The sequence below is a fragment of the Shinella sp. M31 genome (genome assembly GCF_049199205.1).
Taxonomy (GTDB): domain Bacteria; phylum Pseudomonadota; class Alphaproteobacteria; order Rhizobiales; family Rhizobiaceae; genus Shinella.
In genome coordinates this window covers 18,172-34,310 of record NZ_JBLZPH010000009.1, presented here as the reverse complement: position 1 = coordinate 34,310, position 16,139 = coordinate 18,172, and the positions used below count along the sequence as shown (strand labels likewise).

At 64.0% G+C, this 16,139-nt stretch carries 16 protein-coding genes and 1 pseudogene; 14 read left to right on the top strand and 3 right to left on the bottom strand.

What is annotated here, in order from left to right; genetic code table 11:
- A partial coding sequence (locus ACOZKU_RS01990; protein WP_421577440.1) for an EamA family transporter occupies positions 1-262 on the top strand: 262 nt, incomplete at its 5' end.
- A gap of 150 nt (positions 263-412) precedes the next feature.
- Here ACOZKU_RS01990 and ACOZKU_RS01985 read toward each other — a convergent pair.
- Positions 413-1,366, bottom strand: a complete 954-nt coding sequence (locus ACOZKU_RS01985; protein ID WP_421577439.1) for a LysR family transcriptional regulator — start codon at positions 1,364-1,366, stop codon at positions 413-415.
- A 94-nt stretch (positions 1,367-1,460) separates the two neighbouring features.
- On the opposite strand from ACOZKU_RS01985, the gene ACOZKU_RS01980 reads away from it, so the two are divergent.
- Genes ACOZKU_RS01980 through ACOZKU_RS01950 form a run of 7 tightly spaced genes read left to right on the top strand, consistent with a single transcriptional unit; the run spans position 1,461 to position 8,569 of the window.
- A complete protein-coding gene (locus ACOZKU_RS01980; RefSeq protein ID WP_421577438.1) occupies positions 1,461-2,876 on the top strand; it encodes an amidase in 1,416 nt (471 codons plus the stop codon).
- The gene (locus ACOZKU_RS01975; protein WP_421577437.1) at positions 2,876-3,724 is read left to right on the top strand and encodes a branched-chain amino acid ABC transporter permease; all 849 of its coding nucleotides are present in this window, start codon (positions 2,876-2,878) and stop codon (positions 3,722-3,724) included. The genes ACOZKU_RS01980 and ACOZKU_RS01975 overlap by 1 nt, the downstream gene beginning before the upstream one ends.
- Positions 3,721-4,701 (top strand): branched-chain amino acid ABC transporter permease, encoded by a 981-nt coding sequence (locus tag ACOZKU_RS01970; protein ID WP_421577436.1) that lies wholly within the window; start codon positions 3,721-3,723, stop codon positions 4,699-4,701. Before ACOZKU_RS01975 ends, ACOZKU_RS01970 begins: the two co-directional genes overlap by 4 nt.
- Positions 4,698-5,387, top strand: coding sequence for an ATP-binding cassette domain-containing protein (locus ACOZKU_RS01965; protein ID WP_421577435.1), 690 nt, complete (start codon positions 4,698-4,700; stop codon positions 5,385-5,387). Before ACOZKU_RS01970 ends, ACOZKU_RS01965 begins: the two co-directional genes overlap by 4 nt.
- Entirely contained in the window at positions 5,387-6,082 is a 696-nt protein-coding gene (gene urtE / locus ACOZKU_RS01960) for an urea ABC transporter ATP-binding subunit UrtE (RefSeq protein WP_421577434.1), read from the top strand. The genes ACOZKU_RS01965 and urtE overlap by 1 nt, the downstream gene beginning before the upstream one ends.
- A gap of 52 nt (positions 6,083-6,134) precedes the next feature.
- On the top strand, positions 6,135-7,304 hold the full coding sequence (locus ACOZKU_RS01955) for a substrate-binding protein (RefSeq protein ID WP_421577433.1): 1,170 nt from the start codon (positions 6,135-6,137) through the stop codon (positions 7,302-7,304).
- On the top strand, positions 7,301-8,569 hold the full coding sequence (locus ACOZKU_RS01950) for an amidase (protein WP_421577432.1): 1,269 nt from the start codon (positions 7,301-7,303) through the stop codon (positions 8,567-8,569). The genes ACOZKU_RS01955 and ACOZKU_RS01950 overlap by 4 nt, the downstream gene beginning before the upstream one ends.
- Positions 8,570-8,638: 69 nt before the next feature.
- Here ACOZKU_RS01950 and ACOZKU_RS01945 read toward each other — a convergent pair.
- Positions 8,639-8,737, bottom strand: a pseudogene (locus tag ACOZKU_RS01945) (IS5/IS1182 family transposase); the annotation flags it as partial.
- A 136-nt stretch (positions 8,738-8,873) separates the two neighbouring features.
- Between ACOZKU_RS01945 and ACOZKU_RS01940 the strand changes: the two are divergent.
- Complete coding sequence (locus tag ACOZKU_RS01940) at positions 8,874-9,248, top strand: cupin domain-containing protein (protein ID WP_421577431.1); 375 nt, start codon at positions 8,874-8,876, stop codon at positions 9,246-9,248.
- Between the two features lie 15 nt (positions 9,249-9,263).
- On the opposite strand, the gene ACOZKU_RS01935 is transcribed toward ACOZKU_RS01940, so the two are convergent.
- On the bottom strand, positions 9,264-10,658 hold the full coding sequence (locus ACOZKU_RS01935) for a PLP-dependent aminotransferase family protein (RefSeq protein WP_421577430.1): 1,395 nt from the start codon (positions 10,656-10,658) through the stop codon (positions 9,264-9,266).
- A gap of 109 nt (positions 10,659-10,767) precedes the next feature.
- Between ACOZKU_RS01935 and ACOZKU_RS01930 the strand changes: the two genes are divergently transcribed.
- Genes ACOZKU_RS01930 through ACOZKU_RS01910 form a run of 5 tightly spaced genes read left to right on the top strand, consistent with a single transcriptional unit; the run spans position 10,768 to position 16,130 of the window.
- Positions 10,768-11,607: an SDR family NAD(P)-dependent oxidoreductase gene (locus ACOZKU_RS01930; protein ID WP_421577429.1), complete on the top strand. Its 840-nt coding sequence runs from the start codon at positions 10,768-10,770 to the stop codon at positions 11,605-11,607.
- Between the two features lie 58 nt (positions 11,608-11,665).
- Entirely contained in the window at positions 11,666-12,685 is a 1,020-nt protein-coding gene (locus ACOZKU_RS01925) for a BMP family ABC transporter substrate-binding protein (protein ID WP_421577428.1), read from the top strand.
- Between the two features lie 18 nt (positions 12,686-12,703).
- Positions 12,704-14,209, top strand: coding sequence for an ABC transporter ATP-binding protein (locus ACOZKU_RS01920; RefSeq protein WP_421577427.1), 1,506 nt, complete (start codon positions 12,704-12,706; stop codon positions 14,207-14,209).
- Positions 14,206-15,231, top strand: coding sequence for an ABC transporter permease (locus ACOZKU_RS01915; protein WP_421577426.1), 1,026 nt, complete (start codon positions 14,206-14,208; stop codon positions 15,229-15,231). The genes ACOZKU_RS01920 and ACOZKU_RS01915 overlap by 4 nt, the downstream gene beginning before the upstream one ends.
- Positions 15,232-15,233: 2 nt before the next feature.
- A complete protein-coding gene (locus tag ACOZKU_RS01910; protein WP_421577425.1) occupies positions 15,234-16,130 on the top strand; it encodes an ABC transporter permease in 897 nt (298 codons plus the stop codon).
- Positions 16,131-16,139 lie beyond the last annotated feature (9 nt).

The window sequence follows — 16,139 nt, the reverse complement described above, 5'->3', positions numbered from 1 at the left end:
CTCGCTCGTTGCGCTGCTTGGCCTGTCGGTCTTTTCGACAGCGCTCGCCTTCGTCATCTATTTCCGCCTCCTCCAGACGCTCGGCTCGGTCGGTACGACGGCGCAGGCCTATATGCGCGTGCCGATCGGAGTCGCCATCGGCGTGCTGTTTCTGGGAGAGAGACTGATGCCTATGGCCTGGCTTGGCCTGGTCTGTGTTCTCGCAGGCGTCATTGCCATGACATGGCCAGATCGCACGAGGATTGTCGCTGCAGGTCGCTAGGACGGAAAAAGCCTAGTTCGCGAGGAGGCGCACATCGTGCGCGCTCGACGCCGTGGAACCGCCGCGATGCGCACCTTGTCCACGATGGGCACGAACGTCACGGCGACAATTGTCCGGTCCGTGGTTCAATTCCGTTCAAGAGCGCAACTATCAACTCGCCACAAGGCTGGGATACCGCTCCGGAAGTGCGACAGCGTAGCGTTCCGGGCCGATCTCCGCGAAGAAATCACGCGCCAGATCAGTAAAACGACGGAGGAAGACGGGCTTTGCACCTCCGTATCGATCCGCGATCATCAGGCGTGGTGTCGGGAGGATTTCGATCAGCGGCCGGCGTACGAGACGGTCGCTGTCCGGGCTTCCAAGCCCGATGGGACGCATGTTGAGGATCGACATGCCGAATCCCGACGCCACGGCGGCGCGAACTGTGTCGTAGCCGCGGGTGCGAAACGAGATCTGCGGCCTCTGGCCTGCGAGATCGAAAAGCGTCACGAGATATCCGGAGGTCTGCGGAAGGTCGAGCAGCACCAGGGGTCGCGTTACGAGTTCGGCAAGGTTGAGGCATTCCTTCTGGGCGAGGGGATCGCCGATATGAAGCAGGGCATGCGCTGGTACATGGGCGAGGGTGACCGCATCCGCGGGAAGGCCTGGCCCGATATCGTAGGCCACAATCGCATCGACCATGTTCGTCTCAAGCCACGTCAGGAGCTGCGGCTGCTCACCCTCGAAGAGCTGGATTTCCGTGCCGTACCCCGCGACGAACCGATGTAAGAGCTCCGGCATGAACAAGGCGCCGAAGGGCTCGAAACAGCCGATCTTCAGGACCGGCGGCATACCGGACGTGTATTTGTCCATCGTGCGCTCAAACTCTGCCTCGGCCGAGAGCAAGCGCCGTGCTGACGCGATGAAACGCTCACCGGCCGGCGTGAGCGTGACGCCCTTGGAGGGGCGGCGTTCGAAGAGCCCCGAGCCCATCTCGCCTTCCGCTTGGCCTACAGCCGCCAAGATGGACGATTGCGCGATGCGGCAGGCGCGCGCCGCAGCCGATATCGATCCCGTCTCAGCGACAAGCACAAGATAACGAAGCTGTCTAAGAGTCAGGTTCATTCATCCATTCCATGTAACAATCAGCATCATATTTTGCATTTTATAGAATGCACTGTTTCGGTCATGCTGTCTTCACTGGTTTTCAGGAGGGAAGATGCCGTTGAACAGCAGCCGCCAGTCCATTTCGCCAATCGCCGATGCGCAGGACCTCTGCCGCATGGATGTCGCCGCCCTGGCCGGGGCATTCGGGTCGGGCGCGCTTTCGCCGGTGGAGGTCGCCCGCGCGGCTCTTGCCCGGGCCGAGGACGTCCAGCGGCGTTTCAATGCTTTCACCCTCATCGATCATGCGGGCGCGCTGAAGGCTGCCGGCGCGGCCGAAGCCCGTTGGCGGGCCGGCGCGGCGCTTTCTGCCATCGATGGCGTGCCCACCACGCTCAAGGACATCGTGCACGTCGAGGGGTGGTCGGTGCGGTACGGAAGCCGGGCAACCGATGCCGCGCCGATGACCAGAGACGCGCCGTCCGTTGCGGGCATGCGTGCTGCCGGGGCCGTCTTCATCGCCCAGACCACGACGCCCGAATTCGGCTGGAAGTCCGTAACCGACAGCCCGGCTTTCGGGATCACCCGCAATCCCTGGAATCCGGAGCTGACGCCGGGCGGCTCCTCCGGTGGCGCGGCTGTCGCGTCCGCGACCGGCGCTGGCGTCCTCCACCTCGGCACGGATGGCGGGGGATCGATCCGGGTGCCGGCGGCCTTCACCGGAACATTCGGCCTGAAGCCGACCTTCGGTCGTGTCCCAGCCGACCCGCCAAGCGTCTTCGGAACGGTCGCCCATATCGGCCCAATGACCCGCAGCCCGGCGGATGCGCGGGCGATGCTGTCCGCAATGGGTGGACGAAGCCTGCGAGACTGGAGCCAGCCTTGGGGCGAGATGCCCTCGCTCGATCCCCGGCCTTTCCACTGGAAGGGGCGAAAAATCGCTCTTTGGATGACGCCGCCGACGGGATCGCTGGATTCCGCCATCGAACGGGTTGTTCTGGATTCGATCCGGCAGATCGAAGCTGCAGGCGCAATTGTCGAGCCGATTCGGCTGCCAGGCGACGACCTGCACGAAATGTTCCAAGCGCACTGGATGGCGGGCGCGGCAAGCCGTCTCGCCCACATCCCCGCCGACATGCATGGGGACCTCGACCCTGGCTTCCTGGAGGCCGCGGCGGAAGGATCGCGCTTCAGCCTGATCGATTACATCTCCGCCCAGCAGGCCCGCGCCCGCTTTGGTGCGGCGATGGACCGTCTGCTCGCAGACTATGATCTGCTTCTTTCCCCCACCACCGTCTGCCTGCCCTTTGCGGCCGGGCGGGAGGTGCCGGAGGGTTCCGGCCTGTCGCGGTGGACCGAGTGGGCAGGTTTCAGCTACCCGATCAACCTGTCGCAGCAGCCGGCCTGCACCCTTTCCTGTGGAATGGCCGAAGGGCTGCCGATCGGCGTGCAGATCGTCGGCCCCCGCGGTGGAGACGGCTACGTGCTCGATGCCGCCGAGGCGGCCGGCCGCTTGATGGGAGGACAGTGATGCCGGATATCGTCTCACTTTCCCTCAATGCGCTGACGCTGATGAGCATCCTGATGCTCGTCGCCTTAGGACTTGCGATCATCTACGGCCTGATGGGCATCATCAACCTCAGCCACGGCGAGTTCGTGACTATCGGGGCCTATACGCTGTTCAGCGTACAGGCGGCCGGCGGCTCATTCTGGCTGGCGCTCATCGTGGCGCCGGTTGTCGGCTATCTTCTCGGCACGGTTCTTGAGGTCACGGTGATCCGGCGCCTCTACGATAGACCCATCTCCACCATTCTCGCCACCTGGGGGCTGAGCCTCATCCTGCAGCAGGCGATCATCCTGATCTACGGCGCCGCACCCCGGCCGGTGACCGCGCCGTTCGAGGCCTCGGTGCAAATACTCGGCACCACGTATCCGGCCTACCGGCTCTTCCTCATCGTCTTCGCCTTTGCGGTCATGGCGGGCTGCGTGCTGGCCTTCCGAAAGACGCCATTCGGGCTTGATGTCCGCGCTGTGATTCAGAATGCGGGCATGGCGCGGGCGCTCGGCGTGAATGCCGAAAGGGTTTATCGCAGGGCCTTTGCAAGCGGAGCGGCGCTTGCGGCCCTCGCCGGCGTTCTCATCGCCCCGCTCGTCGCGGTGACGGCGCTGATGGGCGTCAATTATCTTGCACGATCCTTCTTCGTCGTCCTTGTCGGCGGCGCGGGTTCCATCCCCGGCGTCGTCGCCGGATCGGCCTTCGTGGGAGGGCTGGAATCGCTGCTTTCCACCACCGTACCGATCACCGTGGCGCAGGCCAGCGTGCTGATCCTTGCAGTCGTCATCGTGCGGTTCCGTCCGCAGGGGCTGGTGCCGGCATGACACAACGCGACAAGACCTGGCTTTTCATCACCATCGCCATCATGGCGGCGCTCGCGGCCTACCCGGCATTCGGTTCGTTTTCCGGGGTCTCCGGCCTTCGCGATATCCTGCTTTTCGCGCTCTTCGCCGTCTCGCTCGATCTTTTCTGGGGGCGCACCGGCGTCCTCTCCTTCGGCCACGCCACCTTCTTCGGCGCGGGCGCGTACGGTATGGCGATAATGACGATCCACGTGGCGCCAGGCGCGGCCTGGGGCAGTCTTGCGGGGCTTGCCTTCGGCGTCGGCCTTGCCGGCGTGATCGCGCTCGCCGTCGGGTATTTCGTCATCTTCGGCGGCGTACGCGGAGCCTATTTCACCATCGTTACGCTGGCCTTGACCCTGATCGCACAGCAGATCGCCATCGGCTGGTCCTCCATCACGGGCGGCGATGCCGGTCTGATTGGCGTGCCGCCACTCACCATCGGCACCCCGATCACCGGCAAGGTGTTCTACTATCTCGTGGTTGCCGTGCTGTTCGGTATCGTGCTTACCCTTTGGGCGGGGCTGCGCGGCCGGAGGGGGCTCGTTCTCAGAGCAATCGAGGATGACGAGCGCAAGGCCCAGACGCTTGGCTACAATACGTCGCTTCACCTGCTCGTGGTCTTCGTTCTGTCTGGGCTGATCGCGGGTCTTGCAGGCGCGCTCTATGTCACTGGAACCGGCTTCGTCGCTCCGGACATGATCGCCCTTCTTCTGTCGACCGAGGTCATCATGTGGGTCGCGGTCGGAGGCCGCGGTTCCCTCATCGGCGCCGTCGCGGGAACGATGATCGTCTGGCGGCTGCAGCAGGAGGTCTCCACGCTCAGCGCGTCGGCCTGGCCGCTGTTCATCGGCGCGTTCTTTCTCGCCATGGTGTTCTTCTTCCCCGATGGCCTGCCCGCTGCCGCGCAGAAACTATGGACGCGCTGGAAGACAATGAAGCAAAGGAGGGCGGCATGATGGTCGGCGGAGAATTGCGCACCGAAGGTCTCGGTCGCCACTTCGGCGGGCTCGTCGCGGTCGAGGGTGTCAGCGTAACCTTTGCCGCAGGGGAGGTCTCCTGCGTGATCGGACCCAACGGAGCCGGAAAATCCACCCTGCTCAACATGATCTGCGGTGCGATCGCGCCGAGTTCCGGCTGCATCCTGTTCGATGGCAACCCGATCGATCGGCTTTCGCGCCATGCGATCGCTCGCGCCGGCATCGCGCGCAAGTTCCAGGTTCCGTCGGTTTTCGGTTCTTTGACGGTGGCAGAAAACCTGGCCGTGGCGGGCGGTGGTGACACGGAAGAAGTGATGGCGCGCACCGGGCTTGCCGCCGAGCGCGATATCCGCGCCGACGTGCTAGCCCACGGCAAGAAGCAATGGCTTGAAATCGCCATGGGGCTGATCCGCAAGTCGCGCCTGCTGCTGCTCGACGAGCCGACGGCGGGCCTTTCGTCGGAGGAGACCCAAGCCGTAGCCGACCTTCTCCTGTCGCTTCGCGGCACATGCACGGTGGTGGTGATCGATCATGACATGCATTTCGTGCGGGCGCTTTCCGCCCGGACCGTTGTGATGCATCAGGGCCGGCTCGTCGCGGAAGGGGATTTTGCAACAATCGAGCGCGACCCGATGGTGCGCGATATCTATCTGGGGCGTGCGTGATGCTGGATGTGAACGATCTGCGCGCAGGCTACGGCAGCACCGAGGTTCTGCAAGGCGTCACCCTGTCGGTCCGAAAGGGCGAGGTAGTCTCGATCCTCGGTCGCAACGGCGTTGGCAAGACGACCCTGATGAAGGCCTTGATCGGCCTCAACCGGCCCTGGGCGGGGCAGGTCGCGCTGAGCGGCAGCGCCGTTGCCGGCTTGCCGCCGGAAAAGATCGCGCGGTCCGGCCTTGCCTATGTGCCGCAGGGTCGCGGCATCTTCCACAAGCTCTCGGTGATGGACAATCTGACGATGGGTACGCGTGCCCGCCGGGACCGCAGCGCCACGGTGCCGGCCGAGATCTTCGAGATGTTCCCTATCCTTGCCGAGCGCCGCAACCAGTTGGGCGGCACACTTTCGGGCGGGCAGCAGCAGCAACTGGCGCTTGGCAGGGCGCTCGCCGCCGCGCCGGATTTCTTGCTTCTGGATGAGCCGTCCGAGGGCATCCAGCCGAACATCGTTCAGATGATCGGCGATATCCTGCGCAAGCTCGCGGCCGAAAAGGGACTGGGCGTACTTCTGGTGGAACAGAACCTCGATCTTGGCCTCTCGGCGGCCGACCGGGTGCTGTTCATGGAGAAGGGGCGCATCGTGCACGAAAGCGCACCGCAGACGCTCGAAGAGGAGACGCTTCACCGGTATCTGGCCATCTGAAGACGCCCGGGTGGCCGGGATTGCATCAAGGCGAACCAAAAGGGGAACTACAATGACGCTTATCACCCGCCGCCGCGCGCTCCAGGGCCTTGCCGGCATTGCTGCCGCCTCGGCGCTCGGCGCACCGTCCATCCTGCGCGCCGCCGACACGATCAAGCTCGGCTTCCTGTCGGGGCTCACCGGCCTTGAAACCATTCTCGGTGAAACGCAGCTCCACTGCTTCGAGCTCGCGGTGGAAGAACTGAACGCGGCCAACGGCATTGGTGGCCGCAAGATCGAGTATGTCGTCGAGGACGACCAGACCACCACCCGCGGCGCAATCGAGAAGGCGCGCAAGCTGGTGTTCGAAGACGAGGTTGCAGCGACCATGGGCATGATCGCCTCGCTGGAGCATGTCGCCGCTCGTTCGGTCACCAGCCCGGCGAACCATATCCTGATGTACTCGACCTACTACGAGGGCGGCGTCTGCGACCGGAGCTTCTTCTCGACAGGCCAGGTGCCGAACCAGCAGATCGTACCCTCGCTCGGCTGGCTGACAAAGAATACCGGTAAAACGGTCTACGTCATCGGTTCCGATTACATCTGGCCGCGCAATTCGGCCGAGGTCATCAAGACGGAGATCGAAAAGCTCGGCGGTAAGCTGCTTGGTGCCGAATTCGCTCCGTTCGGCACGCAGGATTTCGCACCGATCTTCGACCGTGCGCGGGCGGCCAATCCCGATTTCATCTGGATGATGGTGGCGGGCGCGGATGTCATCACGGCCCTGAAGCAATACCAGTCTTTCGGCTTCAAGCAGCAGCTCTTTTCTAATGCGCTGGACGAGCTGTTCTCCTTCGCCCACCCGGAATTGACGGCGGGCGCGCTTTCCAACCAGGCCTATTTCATGAAGCTCGACACGCCGCGCAACAAGATCTTCACCGAGGCCTTCGCCAGGAAGTACGGTGCCGACAAGCCGATCAACGCCATCGGCGAGGCGGCCTATGACGCCGTATACCTTTATGCCGCCGCCGTGGAGAAGGCAGGATCGACGGACAGCGAGGCCGTGATTAAGGCGCTGCGAGAGGTCGAGTTCGATGCCCCGCAAGGTAAGGTGAACTTCGCCGCCAACAATTGCTTGCGCGCAAATTCCATCCTTGCCCGCGGCACGCCTGACGGCCATTGGGAAACCATCGAGAATTTTGGCCAGATCGACCCGGATGTACCCGGATGCACCCTGAATTGAACGACATCCTCACCTCGGCGAAGGCGGCAAGGGCCGCCTTCCTGTCCGGCGCGGCAAGTGCCGAGGAGATCGCCCGGGCGATGCTGGCGGGCATCGCCCGGGAGAATCCCCGGATCAACGCCTTTCGCGAGACACTGGAAGCCACGGCACTCGCCGAGGCCCGCCATGCTGATGCTGCAAGGGCGGCAGGCCGCGACGCGGGGCCGCTTGCAGGTCTCTGCGTGGCGGTGAAGGAAAACATCGACACGGTGCCGGCGCATGCAAGCGCCGGCATGCGCTTCCTGCGGAACCGGGAAGCATCGGAGGACAGCTGGATCGCCGCACGGCTACGCGTGCTTGGCGCGACGATTGTCGGCACCACGATCAGTGACCCCGGCGCCTTTGGGGTGCGCACCGCCGAGGTGGTGCATCCGGCCGATCCCGGTCTCTCCGTCGGCGGCTCGTCGGGCGGTTCCGCTGCGGCGCTGGCGGCGGGGCTTTGCCATGCGGCAATCGGTACCGATACCGGTGGATCGATCCGCATCCCTGCCGCGCTGTGTGGGGTCGCGGGGTTGAAACCGAGTTTCGGCCGGTGGTCCCTGGCAGGTGTCTGGCCCCTCGTTCCGTCGCTGGATCATGTCGGTCCGATGGCCCGCACGCGTGAGGATCTATCGCTGGTGGCCAACGCGCTTTCTCCCGACGGATCGCCCAGACCCGCGGCACGGCATCTCGTCTTCGATCCCGATTGGATTGCGGAATGCGAGCAAGACGTACAGGAAGCGTTTGCTCAAACGCTGAAAGCGTTGGAACGCGCGGGCATCACGCTGTCTGAAACCCGTCTCCCTGCGCTCGATCGGGTGAGCGGCGTTCACAGCACGATCTTCTGCGTTGAGACGGCGGCCTTCTACCGCGGTTTTGTCGTCCCCGGCGCTGAATTGCCGCGAGAGGGGCGGGCTGCCGTCGATTATGCGGAATCGATCAGCATGTCGGCATACCTTGCCGCCTGCCGCGACCGCCAGCAGATGCGGGCGGCGGTCGATTCAATCGTTGACGAAGGCGTGGCAATCGTTAGTCCTACGACTGCTATGGCCAAAGCACCGAAAGCCGCGGCAACCCTGGATGTCGGTGGAAAGGAACGGGATTTCACCTATGGGCTTGTCCGGCTAACATGCCTCTTCGACCATACGGGTCATCCGGCTGCCGCGTTGCCGGCAAATGGCGGTAGCTTGCAGGTCGTCGTCCCCCGAAATGACGACCAGGGAGCATTGGCGCTCCCGCTCGAATAGCGGTGCGCGACTCGGGTTGATGGTTCAGCAAGGGGCGTGGATGCCAAGGTTGGGCTCAGGACTCGTTGCTCATAACCAGAAGATAACGGCTGCTGCGATGCAGATAGCTGAAAAGAATGTGTGGGCGCATCGATCGTAGCGTGTAGCGGTCCGCCGCCAGTCCTCCACAACGCTCAGCATCATTTTTAAATGCCATATCATCCACGAGCTTGGCTCCTGAAGCGAGCCACTTTCTGAAAAGTGGTCCTTGCTGAACCGCCGCCCATCTCGTTCTTCTCCAGGTTCAAATGGTTGGAGGAAGTCCATGGCTATCGATAAGAACATATTCGTTTCGGCAAATGCGCAGGGGGAGTTCTGGACGGATGAGCGCTGCTACATCACAGAACTGCACAATTGCGATGCATCGCCGGAATCTTCGTTGGCCGTGGCGCGCGTCGAGCCCGGCGTGATGACGCAGCTGCATAGCCTGACAGGGGTGATCGAGCGCTATATCGTCCGGCAGGGAGAGGGGATACTGGAGATCGATGGCGCGCGGCAGAGGCTTCAAGTCGGCGACCAAGCCGTTATTCCGGCAGGAGCTGCTCAGCGCATCGAAAACACGGGTTCGGTGGACCTTGAGTTCTATTGCCTGTGCACACCGCGCTTCTTCGCCGATTCCTATGTAAATCTCGAAGGGTAAAATGCGTGCAGGCTGTCACGCCGTCAGGTCGCAGATCGTATCAATGGCAAACTTCATGGTCTCAAGCGGACGGACGAAAGGCAGGCGGATGACGTCGCTGAAGTTCTCCCGGGCGGAGTAGCCGGGGCCTGCCGACAAAAAAAGACGGCGGCGCTGTGCCTCCTGGCAGAGCGCCACCGTGTCGATGCCGGGCATCCTGATCCAGATCGCGGTCCCGCCGGATGGGCGGGTCCATTGCCACCGGCCTGCCGCCCTTTGACCGATGAGGTTTTCGGCGATATCGAGGTGGCTGGCGACTTCCTCATGACGGTAAGCCCGCGCGTCCCGAATGTTTTCGAGCAGGCCGATGGCGAGATGCTGGTCGAACATCGAGCAGCCGAGGTCGTTGACGGCCTTGAAGCTCGCCAGCCGGCTGATCACCGGCGGTGCTGCACGGATCCAGCCGATGCGGATGCCGCCCCAGAAGAGTTTTGAAAGCGTGCCGATGGTGGCGACGCGGTCGGGATCGACCTGGCCGGCAATCGGGCGCGGGGTCATGCCCGCCAGCGTCGAAAGTTCGTTCTGCGCGCCGTCTTCCACGAGGAAGGTCGGATAGCGCTGCAGCAAATCCGTCAGGGTGCGGCGGTTCGCCTCGTCCAACGATCTGCCCGTGGGATTATGAGCCTCGGGGAAGAGATAGAGAAGCTTCGGCCGGTTCTCCAACGCCTTTTCGAGCTGTTTCATATCCAGGCCGTGCTCCGTGGCCGCGACCGGGACGATCCGCGCATTGCGCCGGCGAAAAGCCTCCAGGGAGCCGCGGTAAATGGGATCCTCGACCACGACCGCATCGGATGCCTCGACCATGGCATTGGCGACAAGCCACACCGCCTGCTGCGCGCCGCTCGTGATGAGGATGTTGTCGGGATGGGTCGGCAAGCCCAGATCGGCGTAGTAGCGCGCCACGGCCCAGCGTAGGGCGGGGAGGCCGGAGGCGTCATAGCCCAGGCCCGCCGCGAGGCTGGCGAGGTCGGTGCCGCGCAACGCCGCCAGCATATTCGTCAGGATCGGCGAGGGCGGCAGGGCGCCGCTAGTCATGTCGATATCCTGGGGAAGGGCCAGCACTTCTCCTACAAGGCGCGTGTGCGCGGCACCGGAGGCGGCGGCCAGTGCGGTGATGCGATGGCCGCTGCCGTGGCGGCTGTCAAGTACGCCGGCGTCTCTCAGAGAGGCATATGCCGTGACCACGGTACCGCGGCTGATTGCGAGCGCCGTCGACAGGCTGCGTTCGGACGGGAGCAGTCCGCCGACCGGAAGTTCGCGTGCCGCGATGAGTCTGGCTAGCGCTAAACTCAACTGATGGCTGACCTTGCCTTCCGCTCCTCGCCAATTGCCGATGAGCCGGCTGATCCTTGCAGGTGAAATCCTGTTCATTCCTGGTCCACTTCTCGCCAAGTGGACTTTGTCAGAACTCGAGGAGTAGAGCAACTTGGTCTGCGAGGAATGGAGCGAGTTTCCGGCGAGGAGACTCAAGGGAGGAAAAATGGGTTCTTTTGCCACCAGGGGCGAGCATGCCCCGCTGGCCGTGCGGCAAGTGGTGCCGACCCGGTCGCATGCCGGCAAGCGTTATCTGGTTCTCGGCGGCGCCGGCGGCGCCGGCAAGGCGACCGCGGCATTGCTGGCGGCCGAGGGAGCGTCGGTCGTCATCGCGGATGTCCGCGAGCAGGCTCTGAACGAAGCGATCGCCAGCCTCGGCCCCGATGCCGGCGCCATCACCGGCGTCGTGGTCGATCTCGGCGATACCGCCTCGGTCGCGGCTGCAATCGATCAGGCCACCGAGACGCTCGGCGCAATCGACGGCCTCGTCAATTGCGCGGCCATCGTGCGCCACGTCGATCCGCTCGAAACGCCGTGGAGCGAGTGGGAGCGCATCTTCTCCATCAACGTCTTCGGTGCCTTCGAGGCGGCCCGACTGGTCGCAAAGGCCATGATCGCCAAGGGCATCAAGGGCGCGATCGTCAACGTGGCGTCCGAGGCCGGCAAGAAGGGGCATACGCAGTCGCTCGCCTACAGCGCCAGCAAGGCCGCGATGATCAATTTCACCCGTGTGTTATCCGAGGTGCTCGCGCCCCACGATATCAACGTCAACTGCGTCTGCCCCGGCGGCATGGCGACGGACATGCTGCGCGAGGTCGCAGTCGCCTATGGCGATCTGGTCAGCCAAGCGCCGGACGAGGTGTTCAAGCAGTTGATCAGCTCGCAATTGCGCCGGCATATCGAACCCACCGAACTGGCACGGACGATCTCGTTCCTGCTCAGCGACGACGCGATGATCATTCGCGGCCAGGCGATCAATACTGACGGCGGCGACACGCCTTACTGAGGTAAGCGCCGCCGACGTACCTCATCAATCCGCGACATCAAAGCTTATGGAGTCCAGCATGACGACTGCCAGGAAGTTCCTGTATCTGTGCCTTGGTTCGGTCTTTTCCCTCGCTTCGGCCTTCGTTTCGGCTCGGGCCGAGGATGTGTCCTATGTTCTGGTGACGCCCAGCCGCATCGGCGTGAACAAGTTCCTCGGCCTCGGAAAGACCGGGATCGAGAAGGCCGCCGAAGCCCAGGGCGTCAAGGCCCGTATTTTCGAGGGCACCGATCTCTCGACCCGCCGCCAGAACGTGCAGGCCGCCATCGACATGAAGGCGCCGATCGTCGCCGTCATGGGTTTCGAATTCGGCGATATCGTCGCCGACCTCGCGCCGGAAAATCCCGAGACGAAATTCATCATCGTCGATACCTGCATCCCCGAGGCGCCGGAGAATGTCTATTGCGCGGTGTTCCGCGAGCAGGAGGCCGCCTATCTGGCGGGAGCGGAGGCCGCCCTGACATCAGCGAGCAAGACGGTCGGCGTGATCGGCGCGCTCGATATTCCCTTCCTGCATCGCTACACGGATTCTTACGCGCTCGGCGCCAAGGCCGCACGCGCGGACATCAACGTGCTGCCGACATCGTGGATCGGCGGCGACAATCCGTTCCAGGATCCGGTCCGGGCGCAGACGCAGGCGGCCTTGCAGCTGTCGAATGGCGCCGACCGCATCTATGCGGTCGCGGCCGGAAGCAATGGCGGCGTCTTCAAGGCGGTGGCAGAGAAGGAAGGCGCCATGGCCATCGGCCTCGACGTCAACCAGTGCGGCGATGCGCCGGGCGCCATTCTCGACAGCACGCTCAAGCGCGTGGATATCGTCCTGCCGGCCACCATTGACGGCATCCTCAAGGGCTCGGCGAAGCCGGTGGTGAGCTTCGGTCTCGCCGAGGGCGGGCTGCAACTCCTAGCGACGACCGACGACGTGGCGGCCTCCGGCTGTGCGATCGCCAGCAAGCCTGAGGTCATTGCCCAGATCAAGGATATGCAGGCCAAGATCGTCTCCGGCGAGATTGCCATCCCCGATCCGATGGCACAGTAACGGAGCCGGAGCAGAGCGATGACCTTGCTTCAGATGAAGGGCATCACCAAACGGTTCGGCAGCCTTGTCGCCAATGAAGGCGTCAGCCTTTCGGTGAACAGCGGTGAAATCCATGCCGTGATGGGTGAGAACGGGGCTGGAAAGTCCACCCTCATGAACATTCTATACGGCTTGCTCAAACCGGACGCCGGCGAGATTCAGATCGACGGCACGGCGATGGATTTTTCAAGCCCGCTCGGCGCCATCGCGGCCGGGGTCGGCATGGTCCACCAGACATTCAGGCAGTTTCCCAACCTCACCGTCTGGGAAAACCTTGTGTTCCATAATGAGCCCGGCAACGGTCCCTTCGTCTCCGCGGATGCCGCGCGCGATTTCGTGCGGCGTCTCGGCAAAAAGCATGGCCTGGAGATCGATCCCGACAGCCGCGTCCGCGATCTGGCCGTGGGCATTCGCCAGCGGCTGGAGATCCTCAAAGCGCTGTCGCGCCAGGCGCGCATTCTCGTCCTCGACGAGCCGACGGCGGTGCTGACACCGCAGGAGCGCGACAGCCTGTTTGCGGCGATGCGGCATCTGGCAGATCAGGGCATGGCGCTTGTTCTCGTCACCCACAAGATCCCCGAGGTCGTCGCCATCACCGACCGGATCACGGTCATGCGCGACGGACGTCTGTCCGACACGCTCGTCACCCGGGAAACCAGCGAGACCGAGATCATCCGCGCGATGATCGGGCGAAACGTGCCGCCGACGGTTGCGCCGAAGATGACGCCGACGGCGGAGCCGATGCTCTCGGTTCGAAACCTCTCGGTGCGCAAGGGCGAGATTGCTGTGGTCGATAACGTGTCCTTCGACGTCCGGCCGGGCGAGATCGTCGGCATCGCCGGCGTTTCGGGAAACGGCCAGCCGCAGCTTATATCCGCGGTGACCGGGCTTGAGGCCTCCACCGGCGAGGTCGTCGTCGCGGGGCGGGATATTTCCAGCCTCTCGATTGCGCAGCGCCGTGCCGCCGGCATTTCCTATGTGCCGGAGGACCGTCACCTGACGGGCACCGCGCCGGCCGCATCGATTGCCGAGAACATCGTTTTCGGAAGGCATCGCAGTGCTGCGGCCTCGAACCGTGGCTTCCTGCGCAAGGAGGCGATCCGGGCGCAGGCGCGCAGGCTGATCGAGCAGTTCCGGGTGAAGGCCGCATCCGAGGCGGTGCCGGTCGGCTCGCTCTCGGGCGGCAACATGCAGAAGGTGGTAATCGCCCGCGAGATCGAGCATGGCGCGCCGCTGATCATCATCGAGGAGCCGACGCGCGGGGTCGATGTCGGGGCAATCGAGTTCATCCACAAGACCCTGATCGCCGAACGCGACAAGGGCCGCGCCATTCTGGTGGTCTCGTCCGATCTCACCGAATTGCTCGCGCTGTCCGACCGCATTTTCGTGATGTTCGAGGGCCGCATCAATGCGGGGCTCACCGGCAGCGACATGAACGAAAACACCATCGGGACATGGATGGTGGGGGGAGTGCAAGGCGCATGACGGCAGGAAGCCTCGATACGAAATCCCGACTAGCGGCAATTCTTCTATCGATTGCGGTCGCGGTCGTCCTCGGCGGCTGTGTCGTCGTCTCGACCGGGGCCAACCCCCTGTCAGTCTACCTGGAAATCGCCAAGGGGGCCTTTGCCGGTCGCGGACTGGCGGAAACGCTCGCCCGCAGCGTGCCGCTGGTTGGCATGGCGCTTGCCGTCGCCATCGCCTTGCGCGCCGGCCTCGTCAATCTCGGCGGCGACGGGCAGATGCTGGTCGGCGGGTTGGCGGCGGTGCTGGTCGCGCTCTATCTGCCCGTCCCAGGCCCCGCGAGGGCAATTTTGGCCTTAATCGCCGCCATGGGCGCGGGCGGTCTCTATGCCTGGATCGCGGCCATCCTTCAGCTTGGCCTTGCCATCCCGTTCCTAATCGCAAGCCTGTTGATGAGCTACATCGCTCGCGGCGTCACATCCTATCTGGTCCGCTATCCCTTGCGCGACCCTTCGACGGGCATGCCGGAAACCCATCGCGTCCTCTCCTCCGCACGCCTCCCCAATGCCATTCTTGATCTGCCGATCAGCATGGGCATGGTGATCATGGCCGTGGTCGCCATCGTCGTGGTCGTCAACGACAGGAGCGGCGTCAATGGCTTCGAATGGCGCATGACCGGCCTCAATCCACGTTTCGCGCAATATACGGGAACGAACCTGCCACGGCAGACGCAGCGGGTTGCGTATCTAAGCGGCGCTGTCGCCGGCTTAGTCGGCGCACTGCTTATCCTCGGCCAGCAATACCGCTTCACCGACGGTGCCCTGCTTGCTCCCGGCTATACCTGGTCGGGGCTGATGGCGGCCGTGCTCGCCATGGCGAGCCCGGTGGCGACCGTTGTCGTATCCGTCTTCTTCGCGGCTTTGCAGGTGGGCGGTTTCGCCATGGAGCGGGCGCTCGGCCTTCCCGCCGTCCTCACCTGGGTTCTGCAGGCATTGATCATCCTATGCCTTGCCGCCCGCCCGATTCTCTTTAGGAGGCGATAGGGATGATCGACATGCTTCTCTCGCAGGTTCTCGATCTGATGACGCCGGTGCTGCTCGCCGCTATGGCAGGCGCCCTTTGCGAGCGCGCCGGGGTCTTCAACATCGCGCTGGAAGGCAAGATGCTGGTCGGCGCCTTCGTGACCGTCGCCGCCAGCACCGCCTTGGGCTCGCCAGTTCTGGCCGTCCTGGCCGCGGTCGTCTGTACGGCGATCTTCGCCTTGCCGCTGGCGCTCGGCGGCGCCCGGTTCGGCGGTGATCCCATTGTCATCGGCATCGGGTTGAACCTGCTGGCCTCGGGACTGACCACCTATCTTCTCAGCGCCCTCTTCGGCGTCACCGGCACGCTGGTCGATCCGGCGGTGACTGCGCTACCGCGCTTCGGCCTGGAGGCGCTTGGTGATGTTCCCGTACTCGGCGCGATCGTCAGTGGCCATAACGCGCTGGTTTATCTTTCTTGGCTGCTGGTGGTTGCCATCAATATCTACCTGTTCCGGACACGCTGGGGCCTTCGCCTCCGCGGCATCGGCGAGGTTCCTTCCGCCGCCGCCGCGATGGGCGCCAATGTGAGCCGCTACCAGACAGCGGTCGTCGTCCTCGCCGGCGGGCTCTGCGGGCTGGCCGGCGCCGTGCTAGCGCTCGGTTCCGTGGCGCTGTTTGCCGAAAACATGACGGCCGGCCGCGGCTGGATCGCCGTGGTCGCCGTGATGCTCGGACGGGCCCATCCGTTCGGCATTGCGCTCGCCTGCTTCGGTTTTGGCCTCGCCGATGCCGTGGGGCTGCGGCTTCAGGGGCAGGGATTGCCCAACCAGATCACCGATATCGCGCCCTACGCTATCACGCTGCTCGCCATGATCGGCCTCGGCCTGCGCGGGGCGACGAAAAAGATGAGACATGTTTGAGGAGGAAGG

What these genes read in the sequence shown, in the direction of transcription:
- ACOZKU_RS01970 (WP_421577436.1), top strand. Translation starts at nt 3,721, where the DNA reads ATGACACAACGCGACAAGACCTGGCTTTTCATCACCATCGCCATCATG.
- ACOZKU_RS01980 (WP_421577438.1), top strand. Translation starts at nt 1,461, where the DNA reads ATGCCGTTGAACAGCAGCCGCCAGTCCATTTCGCCAATCGCCGATGCG.
- ACOZKU_RS01955 (WP_421577433.1), top strand. Translation starts at nt 6,135, where the DNA reads ATGACGCTTATCACCCGCCGCCGCGCGCTCCAGGGCCTTGCCGGCATT.
- ACOZKU_RS01925 (WP_421577428.1), top strand. Translation starts at nt 11,666, where the DNA reads ATGACGACTGCCAGGAAGTTCCTGTATCTGTGCCTTGGTTCGGTCTTT.
- urtE (WP_421577434.1), top strand. Translation starts at nt 5,387, where the DNA reads ATGCTGGATGTGAACGATCTGCGCGCAGGCTACGGCAGCACCGAGGTT.
- ACOZKU_RS01985 (WP_421577439.1), bottom strand. Translation starts at nt 1,366, where the DNA reads ATGAACCTGACTCTTAGACAGCTTCGTTATCTTGTGCTTGTCGCTGAG.
- ACOZKU_RS01975 (WP_421577437.1), top strand. Translation starts at nt 2,876, where the DNA reads ATGCCGGATATCGTCTCACTTTCCCTCAATGCGCTGACGCTGATGAGC.
- ACOZKU_RS01935 (WP_421577430.1), bottom strand. Translation starts at nt 10,658, where the DNA reads ATGAACAGGATTTCACCTGCAAGGATCAGCCGGCTCATCGGCAATTGG.
- ACOZKU_RS01930 (WP_421577429.1), top strand. Translation starts at nt 10,768, where the DNA reads ATGGGTTCTTTTGCCACCAGGGGCGAGCATGCCCCGCTGGCCGTGCGG.
- ACOZKU_RS01940 (WP_421577431.1), top strand. Translation starts at nt 8,874, where the DNA reads ATGGCTATCGATAAGAACATATTCGTTTCGGCAAATGCGCAGGGGGAG.
- ACOZKU_RS01910 (WP_421577425.1), top strand. Translation starts at nt 15,234, where the DNA reads ATGATCGACATGCTTCTCTCGCAGGTTCTCGATCTGATGACGCCGGTG.
- ACOZKU_RS01915 (WP_421577426.1), top strand. Translation starts at nt 14,206, where the DNA reads ATGACGGCAGGAAGCCTCGATACGAAATCCCGACTAGCGGCAATTCTT.
- ACOZKU_RS01965 (WP_421577435.1), top strand. Translation starts at nt 4,698, where the DNA reads ATGATGGTCGGCGGAGAATTGCGCACCGAAGGTCTCGGTCGCCACTTC.
- ACOZKU_RS01920 (WP_421577427.1), top strand. Translation starts at nt 12,704, where the DNA reads ATGACCTTGCTTCAGATGAAGGGCATCACCAAACGGTTCGGCAGCCTT.